26 protein-coding genes and 1 pseudogene are annotated in these 25,900 nt (G+C 63.0%); 23 read left to right on the top strand and 4 right to left on the bottom strand.

Translation table 11 applies throughout. The features are described from left to right. Positions 1-555 (top strand): hypoxanthine phosphoribosyltransferase, encoded by a 555-nt coding sequence (gene hpt, locus R4P65_RS18480; protein WP_317827613.1) that lies wholly within the window; start codon positions 1-3, stop codon positions 553-555. Between the two features lie 42 nt (positions 556-597). On the opposite strand, the gene R4P65_RS18475 is transcribed toward hpt, so the two are convergent. Further along, on the bottom strand, positions 598-2,007 hold the full coding sequence (locus R4P65_RS18475; RefSeq protein ID WP_317827612.1) for an acyl-CoA synthetase: 1,410 nt from the start codon (positions 2,005-2,007) through the stop codon (positions 598-600). Positions 2,008-2,035: 28 nt separating this feature from the next. Further along, positions 2,036-3,376 carry an SLC13 family permease gene (locus tag R4P65_RS18470; protein ID WP_317827611.1) on the bottom strand — a complete coding sequence of 447 codons (1,341 nt, stop codon included), beginning with the start codon at positions 3,374-3,376 and terminating at the stop codon, positions 2,036-2,038. Positions 3,377-3,475: 99 nt separating this feature from the next. Here R4P65_RS18470 and R4P65_RS18465 point away from each other — a divergent pair, with 99 nt between their 5' ends. The 14 genes from R4P65_RS18465 (at position 3,476) to R4P65_RS18400 (ending at position 15,472) form a co-directional block, all read left to right on the top strand. Next, on the top strand, positions 3,476-4,123 hold the full coding sequence (locus R4P65_RS18465) for a FadR/GntR family transcriptional regulator (RefSeq protein WP_230816732.1): 648 nt from the start codon (positions 3,476-3,478) through the stop codon (positions 4,121-4,123). Between the two features lie 266 nt (positions 4,124-4,389). Further along, a complete protein-coding gene (ftsH, locus tag R4P65_RS18460) occupies positions 4,390-6,915 on the top strand; it encodes an ATP-dependent zinc metalloprotease FtsH (RefSeq protein ID WP_317827610.1) in 2,526 nt (841 codons plus the stop codon). Between the two features lie 59 nt (positions 6,916-6,974). Further along, positions 6,975-7,592 (top strand): GTP cyclohydrolase I FolE, encoded by a 618-nt coding sequence (gene folE / locus R4P65_RS18455; RefSeq protein ID WP_019746783.1) that lies wholly within the window; start codon positions 6,975-6,977, stop codon positions 7,590-7,592. 5 nt (positions 7,593-7,597) lie between these two features. Beyond that, entirely contained in the window at positions 7,598-8,458 is an 861-nt protein-coding gene (gene folP / locus R4P65_RS18450; RefSeq protein ID WP_317827688.1) for a dihydropteroate synthase, read from the top strand. A 1-nt stretch (position 8,459) separates the two neighbouring features. After that, a complete protein-coding gene (folB, locus tag R4P65_RS18445; protein WP_003945780.1) occupies positions 8,460-8,825 on the top strand; it encodes a dihydroneopterin aldolase in 366 nt (121 codons plus the stop codon). Then, positions 8,822-9,325, top strand: coding sequence for a 2-amino-4-hydroxy-6-hydroxymethyldihydropteridine diphosphokinase (gene folK / locus R4P65_RS18440; protein WP_317827609.1), 504 nt, complete (start codon positions 8,822-8,824; stop codon positions 9,323-9,325). The genes folB and folK overlap by 4 nt, the downstream gene beginning before the upstream one ends. 17 nt (positions 9,326-9,342) lie before the next feature. After that, entirely contained in the window at positions 9,343-9,810 is a 468-nt protein-coding gene (locus R4P65_RS18435; protein WP_317827687.1) for a DUF3180 domain-containing protein, read from the top strand. 68 nt (positions 9,811-9,878) lie between these two features. Then, a complete protein-coding gene (locus R4P65_RS18430) occupies positions 9,879-11,003 on the top strand; it encodes a DUF6779 domain-containing protein (protein ID WP_317827608.1) in 1,125 nt (374 codons plus the stop codon). A gap of 110 nt (positions 11,004-11,113) precedes the next feature. Then, positions 11,114-12,055 (top strand): Rossmann-like and DUF2520 domain-containing protein, encoded by a 942-nt coding sequence (locus R4P65_RS18425; protein ID WP_317827607.1) that lies wholly within the window; start codon positions 11,114-11,116, stop codon positions 12,053-12,055. Beyond that, the gene (gene panC / locus R4P65_RS18420) at positions 12,048-12,980 is read left to right on the top strand and encodes a pantoate--beta-alanine ligase (protein WP_230816727.1); all 933 of its coding nucleotides are present in this window, start codon (positions 12,048-12,050) and stop codon (positions 12,978-12,980) included. Before R4P65_RS18425 ends, panC begins: the two co-directional genes overlap by 8 nt. 27 nt (positions 12,981-13,007) lie before the next feature. After that, entirely contained in the window at positions 13,008-13,454 is a 447-nt protein-coding gene (gene panD, locus R4P65_RS18415) for an aspartate 1-decarboxylase (protein ID WP_003945761.1), read from the top strand. 3 nt (positions 13,455-13,457) lie between these two features. Beyond that, on the top strand, positions 13,458-14,273 hold the full coding sequence (locus tag R4P65_RS18410) for a type III pantothenate kinase (RefSeq protein ID WP_317827606.1): 816 nt from the start codon (positions 13,458-13,460) through the stop codon (positions 14,271-14,273). 219 nt (positions 14,274-14,492) lie between these two features. Beyond that, entirely contained in the window at positions 14,493-15,053 is a 561-nt protein-coding gene (locus tag R4P65_RS18405) for a cysteine dioxygenase family protein (protein ID WP_317827686.1), read from the top strand. After that, positions 15,050-15,472, top strand: coding sequence for a rhodanese-like domain-containing protein (locus R4P65_RS18400; protein WP_003945445.1), 423 nt, complete (start codon positions 15,050-15,052; stop codon positions 15,470-15,472). Before R4P65_RS18405 ends, R4P65_RS18400 begins: the two co-directional genes overlap by 4 nt. 21 nt (positions 15,473-15,493) lie before the next feature. On the opposite strand, the gene R4P65_RS18395 is transcribed toward R4P65_RS18400, so the two are convergent. After that, on the bottom strand, positions 15,494-16,453 hold the full coding sequence (locus R4P65_RS18395; protein ID WP_317827605.1) for an AraC family transcriptional regulator: 960 nt from the start codon (positions 16,451-16,453) through the stop codon (positions 15,494-15,496). An 80-nt stretch (positions 16,454-16,533) separates the two neighbouring features. On the opposite strand from R4P65_RS18395, the pseudogene R4P65_RS18390 reads away from it, so the two are divergent. The 3 genes and pseudogenes from R4P65_RS18390 to lysS all read left to right on the top strand — a co-directional run bounded on the left by R4P65_RS18390 (position 16,534) and on the right by lysS (position 19,397). Continuing rightward, positions 16,534-17,374 (top strand): annotated as a pseudogene (locus tag R4P65_RS18390) (NmrA family transcriptional regulator). Continuing rightward, positions 17,371-17,874 carry a DUF1772 domain-containing protein gene (locus tag R4P65_RS18385; protein ID WP_317827604.1) on the top strand — a complete coding sequence of 168 codons (504 nt, stop codon included), beginning with the start codon at positions 17,371-17,373 and terminating at the stop codon, positions 17,872-17,874. The pseudogene R4P65_RS18390 and the gene R4P65_RS18385 overlap by 4 nt, the downstream one beginning before the upstream one ends. 11 nt (positions 17,875-17,885) lie before the next feature. Continuing rightward, positions 17,886-19,397: a lysine--tRNA ligase gene (gene lysS / locus R4P65_RS18380; protein ID WP_003945834.1), complete on the top strand. Its 1,512-nt coding sequence runs from the start codon at positions 17,886-17,888 to the stop codon at positions 19,395-19,397. Positions 19,398-19,445: 48 nt separating this feature from the next. On the opposite strand, the gene R4P65_RS18375 is transcribed toward lysS, so the two are convergent. Beyond that, complete coding sequence (locus R4P65_RS18375) at positions 19,446-20,132, bottom strand: hypothetical protein (RefSeq protein WP_317827603.1); 687 nt, start codon at positions 20,130-20,132, stop codon at positions 19,446-19,448. 75 nt (positions 20,133-20,207) lie between these two features. Between R4P65_RS18375 and R4P65_RS18370 the strand changes: the two genes are divergently transcribed. The 5 genes from R4P65_RS18370 (at position 20,208) to R4P65_RS18350 (ending at position 25,887) form a co-directional block, all read left to right on the top strand. Then, complete coding sequence (locus R4P65_RS18370) at positions 20,208-20,546, top strand: histone-like nucleoid-structuring protein Lsr2 (RefSeq protein ID WP_230816812.1); 339 nt, start codon at positions 20,208-20,210, stop codon at positions 20,544-20,546. A 105-nt stretch (positions 20,547-20,651) separates the two neighbouring features. Continuing rightward, complete coding sequence (locus tag R4P65_RS18365; protein ID WP_317827602.1) at positions 20,652-21,593, top strand: esterase/lipase family protein; 942 nt, start codon at positions 20,652-20,654, stop codon at positions 21,591-21,593. Between the two features lie 5 nt (positions 21,594-21,598). Further along, the gene (locus R4P65_RS18360) at positions 21,599-22,489 is read left to right on the top strand and encodes an esterase/lipase family protein (RefSeq protein WP_047888640.1); all 891 of its coding nucleotides are present in this window, start codon (positions 21,599-21,601) and stop codon (positions 22,487-22,489) included. A gap of 297 nt (positions 22,490-22,786) precedes the next feature. Beyond that, positions 22,787-25,330: an ATP-dependent Clp protease ATP-binding subunit gene (locus R4P65_RS18355; RefSeq protein ID WP_003945604.1), complete on the top strand. Its 2,544-nt coding sequence runs from the start codon at positions 22,787-22,789 to the stop codon at positions 25,328-25,330. 77 nt (positions 25,331-25,407) lie between these two features. Beyond that, a complete protein-coding gene (locus tag R4P65_RS18350; RefSeq protein ID WP_317827601.1) occupies positions 25,408-25,887 on the top strand; it encodes a nucleoside deaminase in 480 nt (159 codons plus the stop codon). Positions 25,888-25,900 lie beyond the last annotated feature (13 nt).

The raw sequence follows: 25,900 nt of genomic DNA, 5'->3' as shown, positions 1-25,900 counted from the left end.
GTGTACGAGGGCGACATCGCATCGGTACTGATCTCCGAAGAACAGATCCGTGCACGAACGGCGGAACTGGCGCAGGACATCGCCAAGCGTTACCCGACAGGCGCCCCCGAAGGGGATCTCCTGCTGATCGGCGTCCTCAAGGGAGCGGTCTTCTTCATGACCGACTTCGCCCGCGCCCTGCCGATCCCGTCGCAGATGGAATTCATGGCCGTCAGCTCTTACGGATCCTCGACCTCGTCTTCGGGCGTCGTCCGCATCCTCAAGGACCTCGACAAGGACATCGCCGGTCGCCACGTGCTGATCGTCGAGGACATCATCGACTCCGGTCTCACGCTGTCGTGGTTGATGCGCAACCTCAAGACGCGTAACCCCGCTTCGCTCGAGGTCGTCACCTTGCTCCGCAAGCCCGACGCGGTCAAGATCGACGTCGACGTCCGCGACGTGGGCTTCGACATCCCCAACGAGTTCGTCGTCGGTTACGGCCTCGACTACGCCGAGCGGTACCGCGATCTGCCGTACATCGGCACCCTGGACCCCGAGGTCTACGGCGGCTGAGCCTGCCCGCACCTGAGTGAAGCTCAGGTGTGAACCCGACGCTCAGGGTGTCAGCAGTTTCTTCTGCACCTTGCCCATGGCGTTGCGCGGCAAGCTGTCGACCAGACAAACCTGGCGAGGGCGCTTGTGGATCGACAGCGATTCGGCGACGAAGTCCGAAACCACTGCGCAGTCGGCTACCTCCCCGACGATGAACGCGACGATGCGCTGGCCTAGGTCGTCGTCCGGCACGCCGACGACGGCGGCTTCGCGAACACCCGGGTATGCCAGAAGGGCCTGTTCCACCTCGCCGGCGCCGATGCGGTATCCACCGGACTTGATCATGTCGACCGACTCGCGACCGACGATGCGGTGGAATCCGTTTTCGTCGATCACCGCGATGTCACCGGTGCGGAACCAACCGTCATCGGTCATGGATTCCGCTGTCTTCGAGGGGTTCCCGAGGTACTCGTCGAAGAGAACGGCGCCCGCAACTTCCAGTTGTCCTAGCTGCTCGCCGTCGTGCACCGACAGTTCACTGTTCTCGCCGCGCAACCTCGTCCTGACTCCGGGAACAGCGTGCCCAACCCAACCCGGGCGACGTTCGCCGTCGTGCGTCGTGCTGACGGTGATGAGGGTTTCACTCATTCCGTAGCGCTCGACCGGTGCCAACCCGGTCAGCGATTTCATCCGCTCGAACAATGGAACCGGAAGTGGTGCACTTCCGGACACGAGCAAGCGCGCAGATCGCAATGCTGCCGCCGCCGAGGGATCACCGCACACGCGTGACCAGACGGTCGGAACACCGAAGTACAACGAGCCACCCGCTGCGGCATACGAATCCGGGGTTGGTCTGACGGTATGAATCAGCGGTGAACCCACGCGCAGCGCGCCCAGCACTCCGAGGATCAGTCCGTGGACGTGGAAGAGGGGCAGTCCGTGGACGAGTGTGTCCTCCGGAGTCCAATTCCACACGTGGGCAAGTGCGTCGAGATCTGCTGCGATCGCCGCTCGTGAGAGGACGACGCCTTTCGGAGATCCCGTGGTCCCCGAGGTGTACATGATCAGTGCGGTAGCTGCCGCGCTCGGTTCGGGATAGGGCGTCGCGGATCGCGCGTGAATATCGATGGGAACCAACGGGATACTCGAATCCGACGGTCCTTCTCCGAGTATCAGTTCGGCCTTGGAGTCGGCGATGATGTGCTGACGTTCGAGCGGGCCGGAGTCCAATGGAATCGGGACGACGGCGACACCGGCGATCAGCGCGCCGGTGACAGCGACCACCGTATCGAGGCCGGCGGCGGCTTGTACTGCCACTCGCTGCGCACCGTGGATTCGATCGGCGACCGCGGTGGCGGCGGCCAACAGGTCGGCGCGAGAGAGGGTTGCGCCTTCGCCGAAACTGACCGCCGCTCCGTGATCGTCGAATGTGTGGGGGTCGAGGGAACGTAGAAGTGTGGATCCGCTGTTCATCGCGTGTTTCCTTTCTCTAACGGAAGATTCAGACGGACCAGGGAACAACGAACAGCAACCAGGCGAGGATCGGTGTCACCACCATGATGGTCATGCCCCACCGCATCGTCAGCCCGAACACCACGTCGCGTTCATCCGGAGCGGCGTTCGCCACCACCAGCGCGCCGTTGGTCGAGAACGGACTGCAATCGACCAGAGACGAGGAGATTGCCAGCGCGATGACCAGGCCGGTTGCATTGACCTGACCGGTCATGAGGAAGGGAATAGCCAAGGGGATAAGTGCTCCGAGGATTCCGGTGGTGGATGCAAACGCCGAGACGATCGCGCCGATCAGGCAGATCAAGAAGGCTGCGAGAAGTGGAATACCCACGTGTGCAACCGAATCCCCGAGCCACTGGACCGTGTTCTGGTTCTGCAGAAGAGCGACGTACGTGACGATTCCGCCGATGAGGAGCACGGTGCCCCAGCTGATCTTGTCGACGGCGCCGCGGGCGGAGGCCGGGAAGATCAGAGTGAGGAGTACCGCGACGGTCAGTGCGGTGAATCCGACGTCGAGGTCGAAGACCAAGGCGCCGAGTGCAAGTGACGCCAGTCCGAGCAGGGTGAGTCGGCGCTCGAGATTGAGTGCTCCCTCGTGCGGAGCGGGCCCACCGGAGGACTTGCCGCCACCCTGCGAGCTGTCACCGGGACCCGAACCGGTGATGGTGTCGCCACCGCCAGACGCGTTGCCGACTGCGTTGACGAGCACGCGTTCGGAGGCGCCGCGCGCAATCAGTGCGCGACCGCCGAACGAGACGTAGGCGATGGCAGCAACAACGGCCGCGGCCGCGAAGGTCGAGACGAACAGCAAGGCCGGGCTCGACGGGAGACCGTTCTGGCGCATGACGTCGTTGGTGATGACACCGAAGATTCCGATGGGGGAGAAGCTGCCCGCAGTTGCGCCCTGGACGACCATGAAGCCCATCAGCATGGGGTGGATCCGGTAGCGGGTGGCGAAGCCCATTGCCACCGGCGCGATGATGGCGACGGCAGCGGGACTGACCGCGCCCATGGCGGTGACGGCCGCGCACACCGCGAACATCGCCCATGGCACGAGGGCCACTCGTCCTCTGACCGCCCGGACGGCCGCGTGAATGATCCAGTCGACCGTGCCGTTGTTTCTGGCCAGCGCGAACAGGTAGGTGACGCCGACCAGGATGACGAAGAGGCTGGCCGGGAAGCCGTCGAGTATCTCGCTGGTATCGACGGTGAAGACCAGTGTTCCGACGACAAAGGCAGCCACCAGGGCAAGCGCACCCATGTTCACCGACCTCACGGTGGATATGACGAACACCAGGACAAGTACTGACAGGGCTATGACATTTGCCATCGAACTCTCAATCCGTTCGCGACCAGCTTGTGGTCTGCATCACTTGGAATTGGCCTAGCCTCTCTGCCACTGCTCCATTTGTCAAGTACACTCCGAGGCATGAATTCGACGTCATCGCCCGGATCGCGCTCGGGCCTGCCCGGACGATTGAAGCGTCCGCGTCTGTACGAGCAGCTGGCCGAGCACATTTCGAATTTCATCGAGGCTCAAGGTCTTTCGCCCGGCGATCGCCTTCCTCCCGAACGCAGCCTGGCTGCCGAACTCGGCGTGAGCCGCGCATCGCTGGCTCAGGCGCTCGTTGCCCTCGAGATTCGGGGCCGAGTCGAAATCCAGCACGGCAACGGAGCGGTGATTCGCGAAGCACCGACGCCCGACGTAGGCCGCTCCACAGACTCAAGCGTGCGGTTGCAGGATCGAACCGTCGACGAACTGACTGCGGCCAGGGAAGCGATCATGGCCGGCCTGGCTCGGGCGGCGGCGTCGAATCCCAACGCTGCGCTGCGGGTCGCGATGCTGACCGACGACGGCACCGCGAGGAACTTCGCCGAGACATGGCGTTGCGTCAGACACCTGGCCGGAGGTGGCTTGTTGGCGGATCTCGACGACACCATCGCCCAGCAGGCGGACGTGCCCGAATCCTCGGCACGGCTGTCTGCGCGACTCGATCAGCTCGCACACCGCATCATCGACGGTGACCCGTCGGGCGCCGCTGACGCTGTTGCGGGAATCCTCTCCGACACGGCCTGACGAATAACGACGGAAGGGCACGGGAAAGCGCACGATAACCACTGTGAGCCTGTTCGCTCACGGGAAACTGTGCTGCGGCGTAGCCCGGGAACCTGATCGGCAATACGCACGTTGAACACAGTGACGACCGTTCCGACCAAGCGGCACGGCTGCTGGCGGGCATCGATGGGGCCGATCGCGGTAACCTGCAGGTGTCCGGTTGGCAGCCGGAAGGCGACCTGGCAGACCCGCACTCTCGAAAGGACCGGCCACATCGGCCGACCTGTATGAACCGTAAGACTGTGTTCCGTAACGTGCTACTCGTAGCCGTCGTGCTGTTGGTGATCTATGCCTTCAGCTACTTCAGCAACGACACCCGCGACTTCAAGACCGTCGACACGTCGGTCGCGATCTCCCAACTCGACGCCAAGAATGTTGCGTCGGCGCAGATCGACGACCGTGAGCAGCAGGTTCGTCTGTGGCTCAAGAACGGCAACGACGCCACCGACGGTAAGACGCAGATCCTGGCGAAGTACCCCGCGAGTGCGTCGGAGCAGATCTTCGACAAGGTCGAAGGCGCCGGTGCGGACAAGTTCAACACTTCGGTCACACAGGAGAGTTGGCTGACGTCGATCCTTCTGTTCGTGCTGCCGATGATCATTCTGTTCGGCATCTTCTTCTTCGTCATGAACCGGATGCAGGGCGGCGGCGGTCGCGGCGGAGTCATGGGATTCGGTAAGTCGAAGGCCAAGCAGCTCACCAAGGACATGCCGAAAACCACGTTCGCCGATGTCGCCGGTGCGGACGAGGCTGTCGAAGAGCTGTACGAGATCAAGGACTTCCTGCAGAACCCGGCTCGCTACCAGGCGCTCGGCGCCAAGATTCCTCGCGGTGTGCTGCTGTACGGCCCTCCCGGAACCGGTAAGACGCTGCTCGCTCGCGCTGTTGCAGGCGAAGCCGGCGTCCCGTTCTTCACCATCTCCGGTTCGGACTTCGTCGAGATGTTCGTCGGTGTCGGTGCTTCGCGTGTTCGCGACATGTTCGAGCAGGCCAAACAGAACAGCCCCTGCATCATCTTCGTCGACGAGATCGACGCTGTCGGTCGTCAGCGCGGCGCAGGTCTGGGCGGCGGACACGACGAACGCGAGCAGACGCTCAACCAGTTGCTCGTCGAGATGGACGGCTTCGGGGATCGCACCGGCATCATCTTGATCGCCGCAACCAACCGCCCCGACATCCTGGACCCCGCACTGCTGCGTCCGGGACGCTTCGATCGCCAGATTCCGGTCGGCGCCCCCGACCTCGCCGGTCGCCGCGCGATTCTGCGCGTGCACTCGCAGGGCAAGCCGATCGATCCCAACGCCGACCTCGAAGGTCTCGCCAAGCGGACCGTCGGAATGTCGGGCGCCGATCTCGCCAACGTCATCAACGAGGCTGCGCTGCTCACCGCACGCGAAAACGGAACCGTCATCACCGAAGCCTCACTCGAGGAATCGGTGGACCGTGTTGTCGGTGGGCCGCGTCGTAAGAGTCGCATCATCAGCGAGCACGAGAAGAAGATCACGGCCTACCACGAGGGCGGGCATACGCTCGCTGCCTGGGCAATGCCTGACATCGAGCCGGTCTACAAGGTCACGATCCTCGCTCGCGGTCGCACAGGTGGTCACGCGATGACCGTGCCCGAGGACGACAAGGGTTTGATGACGCGTTCCGAGATGATCGCTCGTCTCGTGATGGCAATGGGTGGACGTGCCGCCGAGGAACTGGTGTTCCACGAGCCCACCACCGGAGCGTCCTCGGACATCGACATGGCGACAAAGATCGCCCGCGCGATGGTCACCGAATACGGCATGAGTGCCAAGCTCGGCGCGGTTCGCTACGGCCAGGAGGGCGGGGATCCGTTCCTCGGCCGTTCGATGGGCGTGCAGTCCGACTACTCACATGAAATCGCTCGGGAAATCGACGAGGAGGTGCGCAACCTCATCGAGGCGGCGCACACCGAAGCGTGGGCAATCCTCAACGAGTACCGCGATGCGCTCGACCTCATCGCGACCGAACTACTCGAACGTGAGACGTTGACTCGCAAGGACCTCGAGAAGATCCTTGCCGGCGTCGAAAAGCGCCCGCGCATCACGGCTTTCAACGATTTCGGTGGGCGCACGCCTTCGGATCGTCCGCCGGTGAAGACTCCGCGCGAACTCGCGATCGAGCGTGGCGAAACTTGGCCGGAGCCCGCTGCCGCACCTGTTCTCGTCAAGGCAGGCGCACCCAACAACGGTGTTCCCAACAACGGCGGACTCCCCAACAACGGCAACCAGGGACCCTCGAACGGCTACGCACAGCCGTCGTACCCGCAGCCGAGTGCTCCGCAGAACGCTCCGCAACCGGGTACACCCGACTACGGAGCGCCCGCCGGATGGTCGGCACCGGGTTGGCCTCCGCGTGAGAACCAGTCGCCGACGTACCCCGGACAGCAGTCGGGTGGATACACCGGTGGACAGAATCCGAACCCGCCACAGGGCCAGTACGGTCAGCCCCAGCCCGATCAGGGGCAGTACGGCCAGCCGCATCCGGGACAGCAGGCGTACCCGGAGCAGCCGCATCCCGGCCGCCGTTACCCCGCACAGCCCGACTACCCGGTGCAGTACCCGGACAGTGGACCCTTCGCCGATCCGAACCGGGGAAACCCGTCGGGTGAAAACCAGTGGCAGAGCCCCGCACCGGAACAGCCGCAAACTCCTCCGCCGCATCATTCGGCTGAGGACGAGGGACCGAGCACCGTTCGCTGGGACGGACCGGACGGATCTCGCTGACCTTGCGCCACTAGGCTCTGCGGCGGGGGACCTGTGAACAATTCTCGAGGAGAGTTCGGTTGTCGGTGAATGATGTGGCCAGTGAACTGGTGTCGCTCGGAACGGGCCGCCCGTTCGATCAGGCGCGGGCAGAGGCTGCCGTACGGGAATTGTTGATCGCGGTCGGTGAAGATCCCGAGCGCCCAGGCCTGCTCGATACGCCGGCCAGGGTGGCGCGCTCGTACAAGGAGATCTTCGCGGGTCTGTACTCCGAACCCGACGATGCGTTGAACACAACTTTCGACGAGGGGCATCAGGAATTGGTGCTCGTGCGAGACATTCCGATGTTCTCGACGTGCGAGCACCACCTGGTGTCTTTCCACGGTGTTGCCCACGTGGGTTACATCCCGGGAAAGTCCGGCAAGGTCACCGGTTTGTCGAAACTGGCGCGTGTTGTCGACCTGTACGCCAAGCGTCCGCAGGTTCAAGAACGCCTGACCAGCCAGATCGCGGACGCTTTGATGCGCAAGCTCGACCCGCGTGGAGCCATCGTCGTCATCGAAGCCGAGCATCTGTGCATGGCGATGCGCGGTATCCGCAAGCCCGGAGCCAGCACGACCACGTCTGCGGTTCGTGGGCTCCTGCAATCCAGCGCGGCCTCACGGTCCGAAGCGCTGGACCTCATCCTTCGTAAGTGAGCGAGATGTCCGCGGCTCCCGTTGCAGGCAGCGATCCGGCCCGGATGGTCGTGATGGGGATTCTGAACGTCACCGCCGATTCGTTTTCCGACGGTGGCCAATTTCTCGATCGTGACGCGGCGATCTCTCGTGGGCTCGAACTGCAACGCATAGGCGTCGACATCGTCGACATCGGCGGCGAGTCGACGCGTCCCGGTGCCACGCGAGTGGACCCGAAACTCGAGGCCGATCGTATTGCCCCGGTGATCGAAGAACTGGTTGCTGCGGGAATCCGCGTCAGCGTCGACACGATGCGTGCTTCTGTCGCCGCAGCCGCGATCGAAGCGGGCGCGGGGATCGTCAACGACGTCTCGGGCGGTCGCGCGGACCCCGACATGGCGTCCGTTGTGGCCGACGCCGGAGTGCCCTGGATCCTCATGCATTGGCGCTCGGCCCGCGACTACGTCCATCGTGGCAGTGCCGATCACTACGACGACGTGGTCCGAGACGTCCGCGACGAACTGCTGTCGCAGGTGGACCTGGCCTTGAAGGCGGGCGTTGATTCGTCGTCGATCATCCTCGACCCCGGCCTCGGGTTCGCGAAGAACGCCGACCACAACTGGGCTCTGTTGCGGGCCCTGCCCGAGTTCAACGCACTCGGATTCCCGGTCCTGGTCGGCGCTTCCCGTAAGCGGTTCCTCGGGTCGCTGCTCAGTGATCCGGAAGGCAATCCGCGCCCGCCGGCCGGCCGCGAGACTGCGACGGCCGTGGTCTCCGCCCTTGCGGCGCGCGAAGGCGCCTGGGGCGTTCGGGTGCACGACGCACAAGCCTCGCTCGACGCCATTGCCGTGGTCGACGCCTGGAACCGTGGACGAGAAAGGGCCTGACATGGGGGACCGAATCGAATTGCGCGGGCTGAAGGTTCGCGGCAATCACGGAGTGTTCGACCACGAGAAGCGTGACGGTCAGGACTTCTTCATCGACATCACGGTGTGGATGGACCTGGCGCCCGCGGCGGCGTCGGACGATCTGACCCAGACCCTGCACTACGGCGAGTTGGCGGAAGCCGCCGCAGCCATCGTCGCCGGCCCTTCGCGCGATCTCATCGAGACCGTCGCTGCCGAGATCGCTGACGACGTCATGAAGGATTCGCGAGTCGAGAGCGTCGAGGTCGTGGTGCACAAGCCGTCGGCGCCGATTCCGCTGGTCTTCGCGGACGTCGCCGTCGTCGCACATCGGACCAGATCGGCATGACGCGCGCTGTTCTGTCGATCGGTTCCAACATCGGCGACAGCGTGGCTCACCTGCAGTCCGTTGTCGACGGGTTGGGCAGCGCCGTCGTTGCTGTCTCACCGGTCTACTCGACGGCGCCGTGGGGTGGCGTCGAGCAACAGGATTTCTACAATGCGGTGGTGGTGGTCGACGACCCCGAGGCCGACAGCGCTGAATGGTTTCGCCGTTCGCAAGCTCTCGAAGAAGCCGCCGACCGGGTGCGCGAACTGCGTTGGGGACCCCGGAGCCTGGACGTGGACGTGGTCGACTGCGACGGCGTCGTCAGTTCCGATCCTGAACTCACACTTCCGCACCCCCGGGCTCATCTTCGTGCCTTCGTGCTTGTTCCCTGGCTGGACGTCGAGCCTGATGCGACGCTGATCGTCGACGGTCGGAAGTTGTCGGTGGCAGAAATTCTGGACGGCCTCGATCGCAGCGAACGTGAAGGTGTGCGCACTACCGATGTGGTGCTTGCGCGGTGACCGAACAAGACAACGGATTGAAGCCGACCCGGATCAGTGCACTCGCGGTTCTGGCCGCGGTTGCGGCCGTGGCCACCTGGATTCTGATTCGCGTGTTCTACGGTTCGATGCCACCCATCCCTGTTTATGCGGGAGCGTCGCTGTACTTCGTGGCCGTTGCCGAAGCCGTCTTCGCTTTTGTCATTCGTGCGCGCGTCAAGAATCGTCAGGTCGGCGACGGGCTCAGACAGCTCCATCCGATCACTGCCGCCCGCGCGCTGGCATTGGCAAAAGCATCCGCTTTGGTCGGTTCAGCTACCGTGGGTGTCTGGGTTGGAGTGCTGGTGTATCTCATCCCACAGCGCTCGGTTCTGCAGGCCGCGGCCTCCGACACGCCGGGCGCGTGGGTGGGGTTGGGCGCCGCAATTGCGCTGGTAGCGGCAGCTCTTTGGCTCGAACATTGTTGCAAGACGCCGGAAGATACACCTGACGAGCCGGCGCACTGACAGCCTGGTCGGCAAATCACCCACCGAGGTACGTGGCGACCCCGGTCTCGGCAAGTACCCTGGCAACCATGACAAATTCTGGTCGATCGAAGTCTGCGCGCCGAAGCAAGCGCAGCGCGAGCCAGATGATCATTGCTGCTCTTCTGGCACTTGCTGTCATTGCTTCGCTGTTTTTGATCTTCAGCAACAGCGTTCAGCTTCTTCGGGTGGGACTGGTCGTCGCTCTGTGGGCAGCCACCCTCGGCGCTATCGCCATGACCAAGTATCGGCGAGAGTCGGCACTGGACAAAGCCAAGGTTGCCGATCTGCAGACCGTGTACGAACTGCAGCTCGAACGTGAAATTTCTGCTCGACGCGAGTACGAACTGAGCGTCGAAGGCCGCGTGCGACGTGAGGTGACCGCAGACGCGGAGGAACTGGCCGGGCTGCGCGCCGAATTGGTCGCGCTGCGCCGAAACCTCGAAGCGCTTTTCGAAGGTGGACTTCTGCCCGAACAGACCGCGCTCAAGACCGATTCGACGCGAGTACCGGAACTTGGCGGCAGTTCGTACGGTGCGTACCAGCCGGCACCGTCGGGACTGTACGTTCCCGGCGCCGGCCAGAGCGGGCCCAGTCAACCGGCACCGAACGTCGGCGGGTTGGCTTCGCCCAACGACGATCCGGTGACTGCCGAGACAACCGTCGTGTTCGCCGAGACGTCGTGGCGGGACAGCAGCTTCGTGGCGCCGCGCGTCGTGCCGACCCAGAAGTCTCAAGAGGCGCAGAAGCCCCAGGATCAGACCCGGAACCAGGCTCCGAAGAGTTCTCCGGTGAGTGCTGTGGGTTCCACGCCGACACGAACGGCGAAAGATGTTCCGGTGGAGAAGGATCCGGAGCCGGTCGCGCCGGTCGAGCCTGAAATCAAGGCTCCCGCCCAGGCCCCGAACATCGAGGACGCCGTCATCGAGGACGCCGTCATCGAAGACGCCGTCGTCGAAGAGGTGCCCGAGGTTGTTCCCGAGATCGTTGCGGAAACAGAACCTGAACCCGCCGCTGAGTCCGACGCAGAGCCGCGCCGTCGTCGTCGCGCTGCCCCGGAGGATGCCGCGAGTGGTGCTCATTCCAACGGATTGACCGTCGCCGAAATAATGGCAAATCTGAGTTCGACCAATCCGTCCGAAGGCTCCGGTCGACGTCGTCGCCGAGAGGACTGAGTCGCAGATCACTCGCCCGGCCATGGCATGACGGTTCGGGCGAAGGATATCCTCGGACCCAGAACGTCTGGTACCCGCCGAGCGGGACTGGAACGAACGAGAGGAATCCGGTGACTTCCTTCGGGATCACTAATGGACCTGCACCTGCGCGATTGACGGTAGGAATTGTCTCCGCAGGCCGGGTCGGAACAGCTGTCGGTGCCGCATTGGAGCGAGCCGGTCATGTTGTCAGCGCTTGCTCCGCCGTCTCCAGTGCCTCGGTCGCCCGCGCTGTGAAGCGGCTTCCCGATACCGAAATTCTTCCGGCTGCCGACGTCGCAGCTCGCTCCGAACTGCTGATTCTCGCTGTTCCTGACGACCAGCTTGCTGATCTTGTTCGGGGGCTCGCGGCCACCCACGCCGTCAAGCCGGGCACGCTCGTCGCCCATACGTCCGGTGCCAACGGCATCGCGATCCTGGCCCCGCTGACCGAACTGGGCGCGCTGCCCTTGGCCATCCATCCGGCGATGACGTTCACTGGTCACGACGAGGACACTGCGCGTCTGTCGTCGGCGTGCTTCGGAATCACCGCTGCCGACGACATCGGATACGCGATCGCGCAGTCACTGGTTCTCGAGGTCGGCGGCGAGCCCGTCCGAGTGCGCGAGGAGAACCGCGCGCTCTACCACGCGGCACTGGCGCACGGCAGTAATCACCTGGTCACGCTCGTGGTCGACGCCGTCGAGGCGCTGCGAGCGTCGTTGCAAGGTGACGAGCTGCTCGGTCAGCAGTTGATCGACGGCGATCCGGGTGGAGTGGCCGAGCGTGTCCTGCAACCGCTGTTGTCGGCTGCCCTGGACAACGCACTACGACGCGGTCCCTCGGCGTTGACCGGCCCGGTGGCACGCGGCGATGCCGCTGCCGTCGACACACATTTGCGCGTACTGACAGAACTGGATCCGGAGCTCGCTGCCGGCTATCGAGCGATGTCCTTGCGATCGGCCCAGCGGGTGGGCGCCCCCACCGAATTGTTCGACATCTTGACTGAAACGGGAGGTGACCGTCGTGAGTGATTTGCAGGGCGGATACAAGCGCGGCGAACTGACGGTGCACCACGATCCGGACAAGCTTCGGCGCGTCTCGCGGGCACTGCGTGGAGTCGGGCGTCAGGTGGCTCTCGTTCCGACGATGGGTGCGCTGCATGCGGGCCACATCGAACTGGTTCGTCAGGCCAAGGTCACGGGCGCCGTCGTGATCGTTTCCATCTTCGTGAACCCGCTTCAGTTCGGTGCCGGCGAAGACCTGGACGCGTACCCGCGCACTCTCGATGCCGATCTCGACCTGCTGCGCGCCGAGGGCGTCGAATTGGTGTTCGCGCCGAGCGCCAAGACGATGTACCCGCGGGGCCAGCGCACCACCATCGTGCCGGGTCCGTTGGGTAGCGAACTCGAAGGCGGCGCGCGCCCGACGCACTTCGCGGGAATGCTGACCGTTGTGGCGAAGTTGCTGCAGATCGCGGCACCCAATCACGCGTACTTCGGTGAGAAGGACTACCAGCAGCTGACGCTCATCCGTCAGATGGTGTGGGATCTCAATTTCGACGTACAGATCATCGGAGTTCCGACCGTCCGCGAGTTCGACGGCCTTGCGTTGTCCTCTCGCAATCGCTACCTCGACGAGAGCCAGCGCACCGCAGCGGTCGCGCTGTCCGCAGCTCTGATCGCCGGTGCACACGCGGCGGCCGGGGGAGCGGAAGCAATTCTGGAAACCGCACGCGCTGTCCTGGCAGCTGTTCCGGAAATCGAGGTCGACTACCTCGAGGTTCGGGGCGTCGATCTGGGCCCCGCGCCCGAGCGAGGTGATGGCCGACTGTTGGTGGCCGCCAAGCTCGGAACCACCCGCTTGATCGACAATGTCGGTGTCGCCGTGGGAACCGGCTTCCTCGAGCGTGACACCGATCCATCTGCCGACGCCATCGACGACCTGCTGTCTCACTGAGCACTTTTCACGAGTAAGGACCTGGATATGTTTCGCACAATGATGAAGTCGAAGATCCACCGCGCCACCGTGACTCACGCCGACCTGCATTACGTCGGGTCCGTCACCGTCGACCAGGATCTGATGGACGCAGCAGACCTCCTCGAAGGAGAACAGGTGTGCATCGTCGACATCGACAACGGTGCGCGTCTCGAGACGTACGTCATCGCCGGCGAGCGCGGAACTGGTGTCATCGGAATCAACGGTGCGGCAGCGCATCTGGTCAAGCCGGGCGACCTGGTCATCCTCATCGCTTATGGGGTGATGAACGAGCAGGAAGTCAAGGAGTACTCCCCGCGCGTCGTATTCGTCGATGCCGACAACAAGCAGATCGAACTCGGCTCCGACCCGGCTCACGCGCCGGAGGGTTCGGGTCTGATCACCCCGCGCATGCTGTCGACACTCGAGGCCTCGCGCGAATCCAGCCTGGTGTAATCCATGCTGCTCACGGTCGACGTGCGGAACACCAATATTGTTCTCGGTCTGTTTTCCGGAACTGGTGAGCATTCGAAGCTATTGCAGGACTGGCGAATGCGAACCGACCCTCGGATGACTGCCGATGAGTTGGCGTTGACCTTCCGTGGGCTGTTGGGTACTCATGTCGATCAGATCGCCGGCGTCGCCGCGCTGTCGACGGTGCCGTCCGTCTTGCGTGAGATCCGCGTCATGCTCGAGCGGTACTGGGGTCATGTTCCCCATGTCGTGGTCGAGCCGGGCGTGCGCACCGGGGTGCCACTGCTGGTGGACAACCCCAAAGAAGTCGGAGCCGACCGGATCGTCAACAGCCTTGCCGCGCAACATCTTTACGAGGGTCCGTGCATCGTCGTGGACTTCGGCACGTCGACCTGCGTCGACGTCGTTTCCGCCAAGGGTGAGTTTCTGGGCGGCTGTATCGCGCCTGGGCTCGAGATCTCGACCGACGCCTTGGCGTCGCAGTCTGCTGCTTTGCGCAAGGTCGAATTGGTGCGTCCGCGTTCGGTGGTCGGGAAGAACACCGTCGAATGCATGCAGTCCGGCGCGGTATTCGGCTTTGCGGGCCTCGTGGACGGCCTGGTCAACCGCGTACGCGACGAACTGCCCGAGTTCGGTGGTGACGATGTCTCCGTGATCGCAACCGGGGACAGTGCACCGCTGATCATCCCCGAATCCGACACCATCGATCACTTCGAACGAGACCTCACACTCGAAGGGCTCAGGTTGGTCTTCGAGCGCAATCAGGCGCGTCGCGGATCAGGTCGACGACCGGTCGCCTGATCGATGGTCATGTTCCAGCAGTTTCGCGATCGCGAAAGTTATGCCACAATGGTGCTCGTGAATCGCTGCATGGGTGCTCAGGAGTGTTGTCGAGGCTGACCGCTGCCTTGACCAATTCACACTCCTTGGAGCTAGCTCGTGCTATCCACATATTCTGCAGATCTCTCTGTTTTGGCCCCGACTCTTACCGCTGACCGTGGTGTTTCCGCAGGTCGTGGCATCAATCGCGGGCCCTCCGGACGCCGTCCGAGCGGTGCGTCGTTGCCTACCCGCCTTCGCCCGGCCGATTTGCTGCGACTGACCGACGAGGGAGCGAACGGCGTGCTCGACGGCCGTTTCGATCACCTCATCCCCGACGCCTTCCCGACGCTCGATCGTTGGTCCACCCGCTTGCATGCGGACGACGACGTCGATGTGTGGCTCATCAGCTGGGTGCCCGAACGCAACACCGAATTGCACGACCACGCAGGCTCGTTCGGCGCATTGACCGTCCTCAGTGGTTCGCTCACCGAATTCCGTTGGGCAGGTGACGCCCTGGTGGAACGCCAGCTCGACGCCGGTGATCAGGCTTCGTTCCCGCTCGGGTGGGTTCACGACGTCGTGCGTTCGACGAATGCTCCTGGTGCTCCGGTCGAAATCAGCTCGGATGCACCGACTCTGAGTGTTCATGCCTACTCGCCGCCGCTGACGGCAATGTCCTTCTACGAAGTGACGGATCACCGGACTCTTCGTCGCACCCGTACCGAGCTGACCGACCTGCCCGAGGGGGGCACCAAATGACCATCGACCAAATGCTCGACGACGCTCGCGCACAGATCGATCGCATGTACGTCTTCCAGCTCACAGAAGCTTTTCACCGCGGAGCAATCTTCGTCGACATTCGCCCGCAGGCGCAGCGCGCCATCGAGGGAACTCTTCCCGGCGCACTCGCGATCGAGCGGAACGTTCTCGAGTGGCGACTCGACCCCACCAGCAGCGCACACCTCGCGTTGGCCACCGACCACGACGTCGAGTGGGTGATCGTCTGCTCTGAGGGCTACACCTCGAGCCTGGCCGCAGCGTCGTTGCAGCAGCTCGGCCTGCACAAGGCCACCGATCTGGTGGGCGGGTACCAGGCGATCAAGGCGGCCGGCCTGCTCGGTGCGCTCAGCGGAGTTCGTCATTGCTCCCGCGAGTTGGCGGCTGTTTCCGCTCACTGACCCGTTTGCTGTGCGCCTTTGTCAACCGCGGGCGGTTAACAAAGGCGCACAGCAGGTCTGGCGATAGATCTTCGGACTCACTCCGTGATGGCGGGTGAAGGCCGTCGTGAGGGCGAAGGGGCTCGAGTAGCCGACTTCTCGGGCGATCGACGACACCGTTCGTGCCGGGTCTGCGAGCAGATCCGCGGCCACGGACATGCGCCATTCAGTCAGATAACCAACCGGCCCGATGCCCATGAGGTTGGTGAACCGGCGAGCGAAAGCTGCTCGCGAACTGCCGGCTTCCTGGGCCAAACTCGCGACCGTCCAGGGATGTTCGGGCCGATTGTGTATGAGCCGCAAGGAATGCCCGATGACGGGATCCTCGTATGCCTTGATCCATCGCGGTGATCGATCCGGATTCTCGGCGAACCACGCACGGACCGCCGAGATCAGGACAAGGTCCAGGAGTCGGTCCAACAACACCTCCTGCCCTGGCCCATCGGAGGCGATCTGTTGTTCCAGGAGGTTTGTCATCGGCGCAGTTTCGATGCTGCGTCGGACCACCGCGACGGGTGTCAGGCTGTCGAGGATCTGGCGGCTGACGTAGGAGTCCAAACGATATGTGCCCGTGAGCATGACGGTTTCGCCGCTCGCCGAGTTGCCCCACGTGCGAACCCCGAGCACTGACATGTGCTCGAGCGGTGAGCCGTCGACTGCGGCGCAGTTCTGCGCCTCGTCGATGAGTACGTGAACCGGGGTGCCGGGCTGATCGGCGACCGTATACGGATCCGGACCCCGCAGAAGTGCCACGTCGCCGGCCTCGAGATTCTCGGTCTGGCCGGTGTCGGAGACGACGACTGCGCTGCCGCGAACCAGAATCAGCACGGTGACGGGTGCGTGGTCCTCGATACGCAACGACCACGGCGGATCGAGCAACGAGCGCAACAGAAATGCACCTTCCGCTCGAGACCCGGCCAGCATCATCGACAATGCATCCATATTTCGACGGTAGACGCTGGCGTATGTTTTTGCGACCTTCAGCTATGGATCGTATTGCCGTCGCGCGGTCGAATGGTTTCATGACTTCAACAAGTGAAATTCAGTCGGCGGTAGTGATCGGTGGTACCGGCAAGACCGGTGCGCGCGTTGCACAGAGGCTGACGGCGGAGGGAATCCCTAACCGAATCGCGTCGAGAGCATCCGGGACACTTTTCGACTGGAACGATCAGACGACGTGGCAGCCCGCGATGTCGGGTGTCGAAGCGGCATACGTGACCTATGCGCCGGACCTCGCAGTGCCGGGATCGAGCACGCACATCGAGGAATTCGCGGAGCTTGCGTACAGCGAAGGGGTTCGTCGCATGGTGCTTCTGTCCGGACGGGGTGAACCGGCGGCACAGAAAGCCGAGCAGGTTCTGGCCGACAGCCGACAGCGACCTGGAATGGGCTGTGGTGCGGGCCAGTTGGTTTGCCCAGAATTTCAGCGAAGGGTATCTGCTCGACCCGATTCGAGAAGGCCACCTGGCACTTCCGGTAGGTGGGGTGGGGGAGCCGTTCATCGACGTCGACGATCTCGCTGACGTGGCGGTGGCCGCGTTGACTCGAACCGACCTCCTCGGCCGAGTCCTCGAGGTGACAGGTCCGGAGTTGCTCACTTTCGCGGAGGCAGTGGACACGATTTCGACGGCGTCGGGTCGCGCGGTGGAGTTCGAAAGAATTGGACGGCAACAATTTTCCGACAGCATGACGGAAGTCGGCGTCCCGAGTGACGTCGTGGACTTACTGACGTACCTGTTTGCCGAAGTTCTCGACGGACGGAATCAAAGCGTGACCGGCGTGGTCGAAGAGGTCCTGGGACGGCCCGCACGCGATTTCCCTACTTTTGCCGCCGAGGCCGCTCGAACGGGGGTCTGGTCGTGAAGAAATCCGAGATCATTCTGGAGCTGCTGGTCGGCATGACTGCGCTCGGTGCGCTCGTCGCCGGTGGTGCGTTGTTTGCGTTCTCTTCCTTTGTGATGCCCGCCCTTCGGTCGGTGGATGCACATACCGCGATCACGTCGATGCAGGCGATCAACGTCGAAGCGCCGCGCAGTGCGTTGATGCTGCCGCTGGTTGGATCGGCGCTCACCGCGATCGCCGCCGGAATCTGGGCATCGATCTCCAGGCCGGACGGCTGGGTCCTTGCTGTTTTCGGTTGCGTCGGGATACTCGCGTCCTTCGCGGTGACCGCGATCTACCACGTCCCCCACAACGACGCGTTTGCCTCGGTCAGCACTACCGACGCCGCCGCATGGGCGTCGTACGAGGCTGGTTGGACTATGTGGAATCACGTCCGGGTCGGGCTGTACTTGCTGTCGGGAATCGTGCTCGCGGTGGCCGCGGTGCTACCAGCAACAAACGCGGTGGACACGGCCCAGTAGTCTTGTACCCCGTGAGTGATGTAGAAGCCCAGCCAGTCGACGACACCCCCGAGCAGCTCCGTATCCGGCGTGAGAAGCGTGAACGGATCCTCGCGCAGGGCCAGGAGGCGTACCCGGTTTCGGTTGATCGCACCCACACGCTCGCGCAGATCCGCGCGGAGTACCCGGAACTCGAGCCGGACACGGCAACGGGTGTGTTGGTCGGTGTCGTCGGCCGCGTCATCTTCATGCGCAACACCGGAAAGCTGTGCTTCGCGACTCTGCAGGAAGGCGACGGCACCCAGCTGCAGGCCATGATCAGCCTCGCCGGCGTCGGCGAAGAGGCACTGGCTGCCTGGAAGTCCGACGTCGACCTCGGCGACTTCGTGTTCATTCACGGTGAGGTAATCAGCTCCCGTCGCGGCGAGCTCAGTGTGATGGCCGACGCCTGGCAGATCGCATCCAAGTCGCTGCGCCCCCTGCCGGTTGCGCACAAGGAAATGAGCGAAGAGTCCCGGGTGCGTCAGCGCTACGCGGATCTGATCGTTCGCCCCGAGGCTCGTGACAACGCTCGCAAGCGCGTCGCTGTTGTCCGCGCGCTGCGCAATGCGCTCGAGAGCCGCGGTTTCCTCGAGGTCGAGACGCCGATGCTGCAGACGCTGCACGGCGGGGCGGCAGCTCGTCCGTTCGTCACACATTCGAACGCTCTCGACATCGACCTGTACCTGCGTATTGCGCCGGAACTGTTCCTCAAGCGTTGCGTCGTCGGCGGTATCGAGAAGGTCTTCGAGATCAATCGCAACTTCCGCAACGAGGGCGTCGACTCCACCCACTCGCCCGAGTTCGCAATGCTCGAGACGTACGAGGCCTACGGCACGTACGACGATTCCGCGAAGATGATTCGTGAACTCGTCCAGGAAGTTGCGCAGGAAGCATTCGGCACGCAGGTCCTCACTCTCGCCGACGGTTCCGAGTACGACGTCAGTGGCGAGTGGCAGGTCCTCGAGATGTACCCGTCGTTGTCGGCGGCCATCGGCACCGAGGTCACCCCGGATACGACGGTCGACGAGCTTCTCGCTTTGGCGGAGAAGGTCGGCCTCGAGGTTCCCAAGGACAAGGGTTACGGCCACGGCAAGCTCGTCGAGGAACTGTGGGAGCACCAGTGCGGCGATCAGCTGTACGTGCCGACGTTTGTCCGTGACTTCCCGGTCGAGACGTCGCCCCTGACCCGTGATCACCGCAGCAAGAAGGGTGTCACCGAGAAGTGGGACCTGTACATCCGCGGATTCGAGTTGGCGACCGGCTACTCCGAACTTGTCGACCCGGTGATCCAGCGTGAGCGCTTTGTCGATCAGGCGCGCCTCGCGTCGGCCGGCGATGACGAAGCGATGGTGCTGGACGAGGAGTTCCTCGCCGCGATGGAACAGGGCATGCCGCCTACAACGGGCACCGGCATGGGAATCGATCGACTGCTGATGGCTTTGACCGGCCTCGGTATTCGCGAGACGATCCTGTTCCCGATCGTTCGTCCGTCCGCTCGCTGACTTCACTTCGATCAAGGTTCGGCCGCACATTTTGCGGCCGAACCTTTTTCAGTTGGGACGCTCCCAAGGGATTCGGTACGGTTCGTAGTCTTTGTCCACGTCAGCTATCGGCGGTGCCGAGAACCAGATGAATCTGGGTGAGTCCTTCAGCTCGACCAGTTCAGCGGGGAGCGCTCGAAGTTGGGATTCGATTTGTTCCCAACGACATTCGCCTCCCGCCACCCGCGTTGCATAGTGGCGAAGTTCGGCTGAGGCTTCGGGTCCGCCGGTGAGAAAGTTCAGCAAGTGGTCGGTGACGTCGATCCGGGAGTCCCAGTCCCCGTCCGTGACCCGGTCCAACTTGATCGCTGCATCGTCCACCGCTGCTGCTGCCTTCATGATCTTGTCGTAGCCGCCGCGCAGCTCGGGCGGTACCTCGGAGTCTGTACGGCATAGCCCATGGATCGCGACCGGTCCCCGGGTTGTAGCCGGTTTTCTGATCATCGAGTTTTCGTTCCAATTACCGCTCAGCGGTGCGATCAGTCGTTCCAACGGGCTCCACCCGGTCACGGTCTTGAATACGTTGTCGACGTCTCCCACCCACCCTGCAGATTCCGCGATGACCTTTCGGATGTCGTCGGTCGCAGACTGGGGCGGCGGAAAGTCGACGGTGTTTGCCAGCGAACCCCATTTTGTATTCCATCCCTGTCGTAAGTAAATGCAAAGACGTACCCGGCGGTGAGCAGTTCCAATCATCTGGATCAGCCGAGACAGGACGTTTGTCCAGGTGCTATCGTCGCTGCTTATCAAAGGATCTGGGGAGGAATGGTCGTGGTGAAAAAGGTTGTTGTCACGATGGTTGACGATCTGGACAAAAAATCGCCCGCTGACGAAACTGTGGAGTTTTCCGTCGACGGAGTTGCTTACGAAATCGATCTCACCGCCGCCCACGCCGTGGAACTGCGCGATGCACTGAAAAAGTGGATTCCCCATGCGAGAAGGTCGAATTCCGCCAAATCGGTCAACGGGTCGGTGACCAAATCCCGACCGGTTGCCGACCGTGATCAGAGTGCGGCCATCCGCGAATGGGCCAAGGGTGCGGGCTTCGAGATTTCGGCCCGGGGACGCATTTCCACCGAGGTGCGCCGAGCCTACGAAAAGGCTGTCTGAAATGGATCGCAAACGGATTCGGACACATTTCTCCGAAATGGAATGATGACGTGTTCTAGTTTGCTAGCGTCTGCCCGGTTCGCATCTAACGAAGAGGGGTCGGAAGTGCGCAGAATCAGGTTGTTCGGGGGAGCCATTCTTGCCGCGGTGATGCTCGTCGGGTTCACATCGGTGGCGTCGGCTCAGGCTCCTCTGCCCGTTCCCAATGCATTTCTTGCCGGCGTTCCTCAGGAGTTGGGAAATCCTGGCGGTTCAGCTCCTGGATCCAATGACTTTTCGTGCAGGCCGACTGCTGAACATCCCAATCCGGTTGTGCTCGTTCACGGAACGGGTGGAAACAGGCAGACCAATTGGGCTACCTATGCGCCGTTGCTCGCCAACGAGGGCTACTGCGTCTTCGCGCTGACGTACGGAAACTTCCCCGAGCAGCCGTGGCCGCTGTCGGCCATCGGTGGAATGCAGGAAATTCCTTCCAGCGCAGCACAATTGTCGAATTTCGTCGATCAAGTTCTGGGCGCTACGGGCGCAACGTCGGTGGATCTCGTCGGGCATTCGCAAGGCACGATCATCAACGGGTACTACGCGAAGTTCCTCGGCGGTGCCGACAAAGTGGACAACATCGTTTCGGTGGCATCGTTGTGGAAGGGAACCCTCGGAAACGCGCAGGCAAGTATCGGCCGCAGCCTTCGCGAACTCGGGGTATCCGAGGCAGCACAGGCCGGATTCCCGATCTGCAAGGCGTGCCTGAACATGGGGGCCGGTTCGGAGTTCATCGAAAATCTCCGTGCGGGAGGCGTTTACGCGCCGGGCGTTCACTACACGAACATCACGACGCGCTACGACGAACTGGTGCTGCCGTATACAAATGGGCTGGAGCCCGGGCCGAACGCAACCAACATCGTCGTCCAGGACGGTTGTGAGCAAGACATCTCCGATCATCTCGCCATCGCGGCGTCGCTGCGCGCGGCGACTTTTGCTCTCAATGCACTCGATCCCGCGCATCAGCGGCCGGTACCGTGCAACTCGGTATTGCCCGTCGTGGGTTGATCAATATGTGGAGGCCTTCGGTGGGGATTCGAACATGCGTGGGCGCTCTCGCTCTGGCGGGAGCCGTGGCCGCGACCGCCGCACCTCTTGCGTCGGCGAACGAACCTCTTCCCGTTCCGTCCGGTTTCTTCAGTGGAATCGCCCTCGAAGCGACCAACCCGGGCGGATCGGCCCCTGGCACCAACGACTTCTCATGCACGCCTTCCGCTGCTCATCCTGATCCAGTCGTCCTGGTGCACGGGACGGCGGCCAACCGTCAGACCAATTGGGGCGTACTCGCACCCGTACTGGCCAACGAGGGGTACTGCGTTTTCGCGCTCACGTTCGGGAATCGAACGGACCAGCCGTGGCCGATTTCCGCAGCCGGTGGTCTCGCACCACTCGGAGACAGCGCAGGGCAGCTGTCGGACTTCGTCGATGACGTTCTCTCTGCGACGGGTGCCTCGAAGGTCGACCTGATCGGACACTCTCAGGGGACGACGGTCAGTGCGTACTACGCCAAGTTCCTCGGCGGCGACGCGAAGGTTTCCAAGATCGTCTCCATCGCTCCGTTGTGGGACGGCTCGGAGGTCGGGCCGCCGGAAGGCGTCGGGGGACCGGATTTCGACAACGCCACCTTCGTGACCGAACTGCGCGACGCGGGTGTCTACTCCGATGACGTCGAGTACACCAACATCGTGACTCGGTTCGATCAAGTGGTCGTTCCGTACAGCAGCGGAATACTGGCCGCGTCGAACGCGTCGAACATAGTTGTTCAGGACGGTTGCGAACAGGACCTGTCGGATCACATCGCGCTGGTGGCGTCGCAGCGAACAGCGACTCTGACTCTCAACGCGCTGGATCCGTCGAATCCGCGTGAGGTGCCGTGCACTCGGGTACTCCCGATATTCGGCTGATCAGGCGTCGAAAATCGCTGTTCGCTTCAGGCGTACAGGAACGGGGAAACGATTCCCTCAGCTGCGACGTTGTGAACGGTAAGCAGTCCGGCTTCCGCCGCCAATCGGGTGGAGGAGCAGCAGGTGGACTTCGCGCCCTCTAGAGTAATAAGTGGGGTCGTGCAACCTTTGTCGATTCGTGGACGTCAGTCCGCTGACCGGCGAGGCGATCAGTCTGTAGTGCCGGAGCGAAACGCGGCGACCAGGGACGAGACATCCGGTCTCGAACCTGCCCGCCGGAGAGTGTGAGGGAGAGCGATGTTCGAGAGGTTCACCGATCGCGCGCGGCGCGTTGTTGTCCTGGCTCAAGAAGAAGCCAGGATGCTCAACCACAACTACATCGGCACGGAGCACATCCTTCTCGGCCTCATTCACGAGGGCGAAGGTGTTGCAGCCAAGTCGTTGGAGTCGTTGGGTATCTCCCTCGAGGGAGTCCGCAGCCAGGTCGAGGAGATCATCGGCCAGGGCCAGCAGGCTCCGTCCGGTCACATCCCCTTCACGCCGCGCGCCAAGAAAGTCCTCGAGCTGAGTCTGCGCGAAGCGCTGCAGCTCGGACACAACTACATCGGTACGGAGCACATCCTGCTCGGTCTCATCCGCGAGGGTGAGGGCGTAGCAGCCCAGGTTCTGGTCAAGCTCGGTGCCGATCTCAACCGCGTCCGCCAGCAGGTCATCCAGCTGCTGTCGGGCTACCAGGGCAAGGAGCCCACCGAAACCGGTGGCACCCGCGGAGAGGCCGGCACGCCGTCCACCTCGCTCGTGCTCGACCAGTTCGGTCGCAACCTGACGCAAGCTGCCCTCGAAGGCAAGCTGGACCCGGTCATCGGCCGCTCGAAGGAAATCGAGCGTGTCATGCAGGTTCTCTCGCGTCGTACCAAGAACAACCCGGTTCTCATCGGTGAACCCGGTGTCGGTAAGACCGCTGTGGTCGAGGGCCTGGCTCAGGCAATCGTCAACGGTGAGGTCCCCGAGACCCTCAAGGACAAGCAGCTGTACACGCTCGACCTCGGGTCGCTCGTGGCCGGCAGCCGTTACCGCGGTGACTTCGAAGAGCGCCTGAAGAAGGTTCTCAAGGAGATCAACACCCGCGGCGACATCATCCTGTTCATCGACGAGCTGCACACTCTCGTGGGTGCGGGCGCGGCCGAGGGCGCTATCGACGCGGCCTCCATCCTCAAGCCCAAGCTTGCCCGCGGTGAGCTGCAGACCATCGGTGCCACCACTCTCGACGAGTACCGCAAGTACATCGAGAAGGATGCCGCTCTCGAGCGTCGTTTCCAGCCCGTCCAGGTGGGCGAGCCGACCGTCGAGCACACCATCGAGATCCTCAAGGGTCTTCGTGACCGCTACGAGGCTCACCACCGTGTTTCCATCACGGACGGTGCTCTCGTGGCAGCTGCGACGCTGGCCGATCGCTACATCAACGACCGCTTCTTGCCGGACAAGGCGATCGACCTCATCGACGAGGCGGGCGCGCGAATGCGTATCCGTCGGATGACTGCACCGCCGGACCTGCGCGAATTCGACGATCGCATCGCCGACGCGCGTCGCGAGAAGGAGTCCGCTATCGACGCGCAGGACTTCGAGAAGGCTGCGAACCTGCGTGACAAAGAGAAGACCCTCGTTGCTCAGCGCGCTGAGCGTGAGAAGCAGTGGCGTGCGGGCGACCTGGACGTCATCGCCGAGGTCGACGACGAGCAGATCGCCGAGGTTCTGGGCAACTGGACCGGTATCCCCGTCTTCAAGCTCACCGAGGAGGAGACCACTCGTCTGCTCCGCATGGAAGAGGAACTGCACAAGCGGATCATCGGGCAGGAAGAGGCAGTCAAGTCCGTCTCGAAGGCGATCCGTCGTACGCGTGCAGGTCTGAAGGATCCCAAGCGTCCCTCGGGCTCGTTCATCTTCGCCGGCCCGTCCGGTGTCGGTAAGACCGAGCTTGCGAAGTCGCTCGCCAACTTCCTGTTCGGCGACGACGACGCTCTGATCCAGATCGACATGGGCGAGTTCCACGACCGCTTCACCGCTTCGCGTCTGTTCGGTGCCCCTCCCGGGTACGTCGGATACGAAGAGGGTGGCCAGCTCACCGAGAAGGTGCGCCGCAAGCCGTTCAGCGTTGTGCTGTTCGACGAGATCGAGAAGGCACACCAGGAGATCTACAACACCCTCCTGCAGGTGCTCGAGGACGGCCGTCTCACCGACGGTCAGGGACGTACCGTCGACTTCAAGAACACGGTGCTGATCTTCACATCCAACCTCGGTACTTCGGACATCTCCAAGGCAGTCGGCCTGGGCTTCAGCTCGGGAACGGGCACGGAGTCGAACTACGAGCGCATGAAGCTCAAGGTTCACGACGAGCTGAAGAAGCACTTCCGTCCCGAGTTCTTGAACCGTATCGACGACATCGTCGTCTTCCATCAGCTCACGAACGAGCAGATCGTTCAGATGGTCGACTTGATGCTCGCTCGCGTCGAGGCAGCGCTCAAGAACAAGGACATGGCCATGGAGGTCACCGACAAGGCCAAGTCGCTTCTGGCCAAGCGCGGATTCGATCCGGTACTGGGTGCACGACCGCTGCGTCGTACCATCCAGCGCGAGATCGAGGACCAGATGTCCGAGAAGATCCTCTTCGGAGAGATCGGACCGGGTCACATCGTGCTCGTCGACGTCGAGAACTGGGACGGCGAAGGTTCGGGCGAGGACGCGAAGTTCACGTTCACGCCCACCAAGAAGCCGATCGACGTGCCGGACGCACCGCCGATCGAGCTGACCAAGGCCGGCGAAAGCGAAAGCGCAGCAGAGTAGTACAGCACAGCAAGTAACGAACGGGCGGCACCTCACCGGTGCCGCCCGTTTCGTGTATCACGGGAGAGGATGAGCACATGAACGACATCGAACTGGGTCACCTGCGCCGTTGCGTCGAATTGGCTTCGGAGGCATTGGATGCGGGTGACGAACCTTTCGGTTCCGTCCTGGCAGCGGCCGACGGAACTTTTCTGGCGGAGGATCGAAACAGGATTGCGGGCGGCGACAACACTCGCCACCCCGAGTTCGAGCTGGCGCGGTGGGCGGCTCAGTACCTGACGCCGGAAGAGCGCTCAACGGCAACGGTGTTCACCTCGGGCGAGCACTGCGCGATGTGTTCGGCCGCGCACGCATGGGTGGGACTGGGACGTATCGTCTACATCTGTTCTTCGGCCCAACTAGGCGACTGGCTCGAGGAGTGGGGCGTGGTTCCGGCGCCGGTGAAGTCTTTGTCGGTCAACGAGGTTGCGCCGAACATCCCGGTCGAAGGTCCGATTCCGGAGTTGGTTCCGCAGGTGCGGGATCTGCATCGGAAGTTGCATTCGCAGAGTGCTTGAAGGGCACGCACAA

Origin of the sequence: Rhodococcus sp. IEGM 1318, assembly GCF_033142465.1 — a bacterium.
Lineage (GTDB): Bacteria > Actinomycetota > Actinomycetes > Mycobacteriales > Mycobacteriaceae > Rhodococcus_F > Rhodococcus_F qingshengii_B.
The sequence above is the reverse complement of the archived record's forward strand: the minus strand, read 5'-3'. Positions and strand labels throughout refer to the sequence as shown.

Coding starts and splice junctions, on each gene's coding strand:
- folB (WP_003945780.1), top strand. CDS start 8,460: ATGGGGGACCGAATCGAATTGCGCGGGCTGAAGGTTCGCGGCAATCAC.
- R4P65_RS18400 (WP_003945445.1), top strand. CDS start 15,050: ATGACCATCGACCAAATGCTCGACGACGCTCGCGCACAGATCGATCGC.
- R4P65_RS18475 (WP_317827612.1), bottom strand. CDS start 2,007: ATGAACAGCGGATCCACACTTCTACGTTCCCTCGACCCCCACACATTC.
- ftsH (WP_317827610.1), top strand. CDS start 4,390: ATGAACCGTAAGACTGTGTTCCGTAACGTGCTACTCGTAGCCGTCGTG.
- R4P65_RS18430 (WP_317827608.1), top strand. CDS start 9,879: ATGACAAATTCTGGTCGATCGAAGTCTGCGCGCCGAAGCAAGCGCAGC.
- folK (WP_317827609.1), top strand. CDS start 8,822: ATGACGCGCGCTGTTCTGTCGATCGGTTCCAACATCGGCGACAGCGTG.
- R4P65_RS18470 (WP_317827611.1), bottom strand. CDS start 3,376: ATGGCAAATGTCATAGCCCTGTCAGTACTTGTCCTGGTGTTCGTCATA.
- R4P65_RS18350 (WP_317827601.1), top strand. CDS start 25,408: ATGAACGACATCGAACTGGGTCACCTGCGCCGTTGCGTCGAATTGGCT.
- R4P65_RS18395 (WP_317827605.1), bottom strand. CDS start 16,453: ATGGATGCATTGTCGATGATGCTGGCCGGGTCTCGAGCGGAAGGTGCA.
- R4P65_RS18375 (WP_317827603.1), bottom strand. CDS start 20,132: ATGATTGGAACTGCTCACCGCCGGGTACGTCTTTGCATTTACTTACGA.
- R4P65_RS18465 (WP_230816732.1), top strand. CDS start 3,476: ATGAATTCGACGTCATCGCCCGGATCGCGCTCGGGCCTGCCCGGACGA.
- panD (WP_003945761.1), top strand. CDS start 13,008: ATGTTTCGCACAATGATGAAGTCGAAGATCCACCGCGCCACCGTGACT.
- R4P65_RS18410 (WP_317827606.1), top strand. CDS start 13,458: ATGCTGCTCACGGTCGACGTGCGGAACACCAATATTGTTCTCGGTCTG.
- R4P65_RS18360 (WP_047888640.1), top strand. CDS start 21,599: ATGTGGAGGCCTTCGGTGGGGATTCGAACATGCGTGGGCGCTCTCGCT.
- R4P65_RS18355 (WP_003945604.1), top strand. CDS start 22,787: ATGTTCGAGAGGTTCACCGATCGCGCGCGGCGCGTTGTTGTCCTGGCT.
- folP (WP_317827688.1), top strand. CDS start 7,598: ATGTCCGCGGCTCCCGTTGCAGGCAGCGATCCGGCCCGGATGGTCGTG.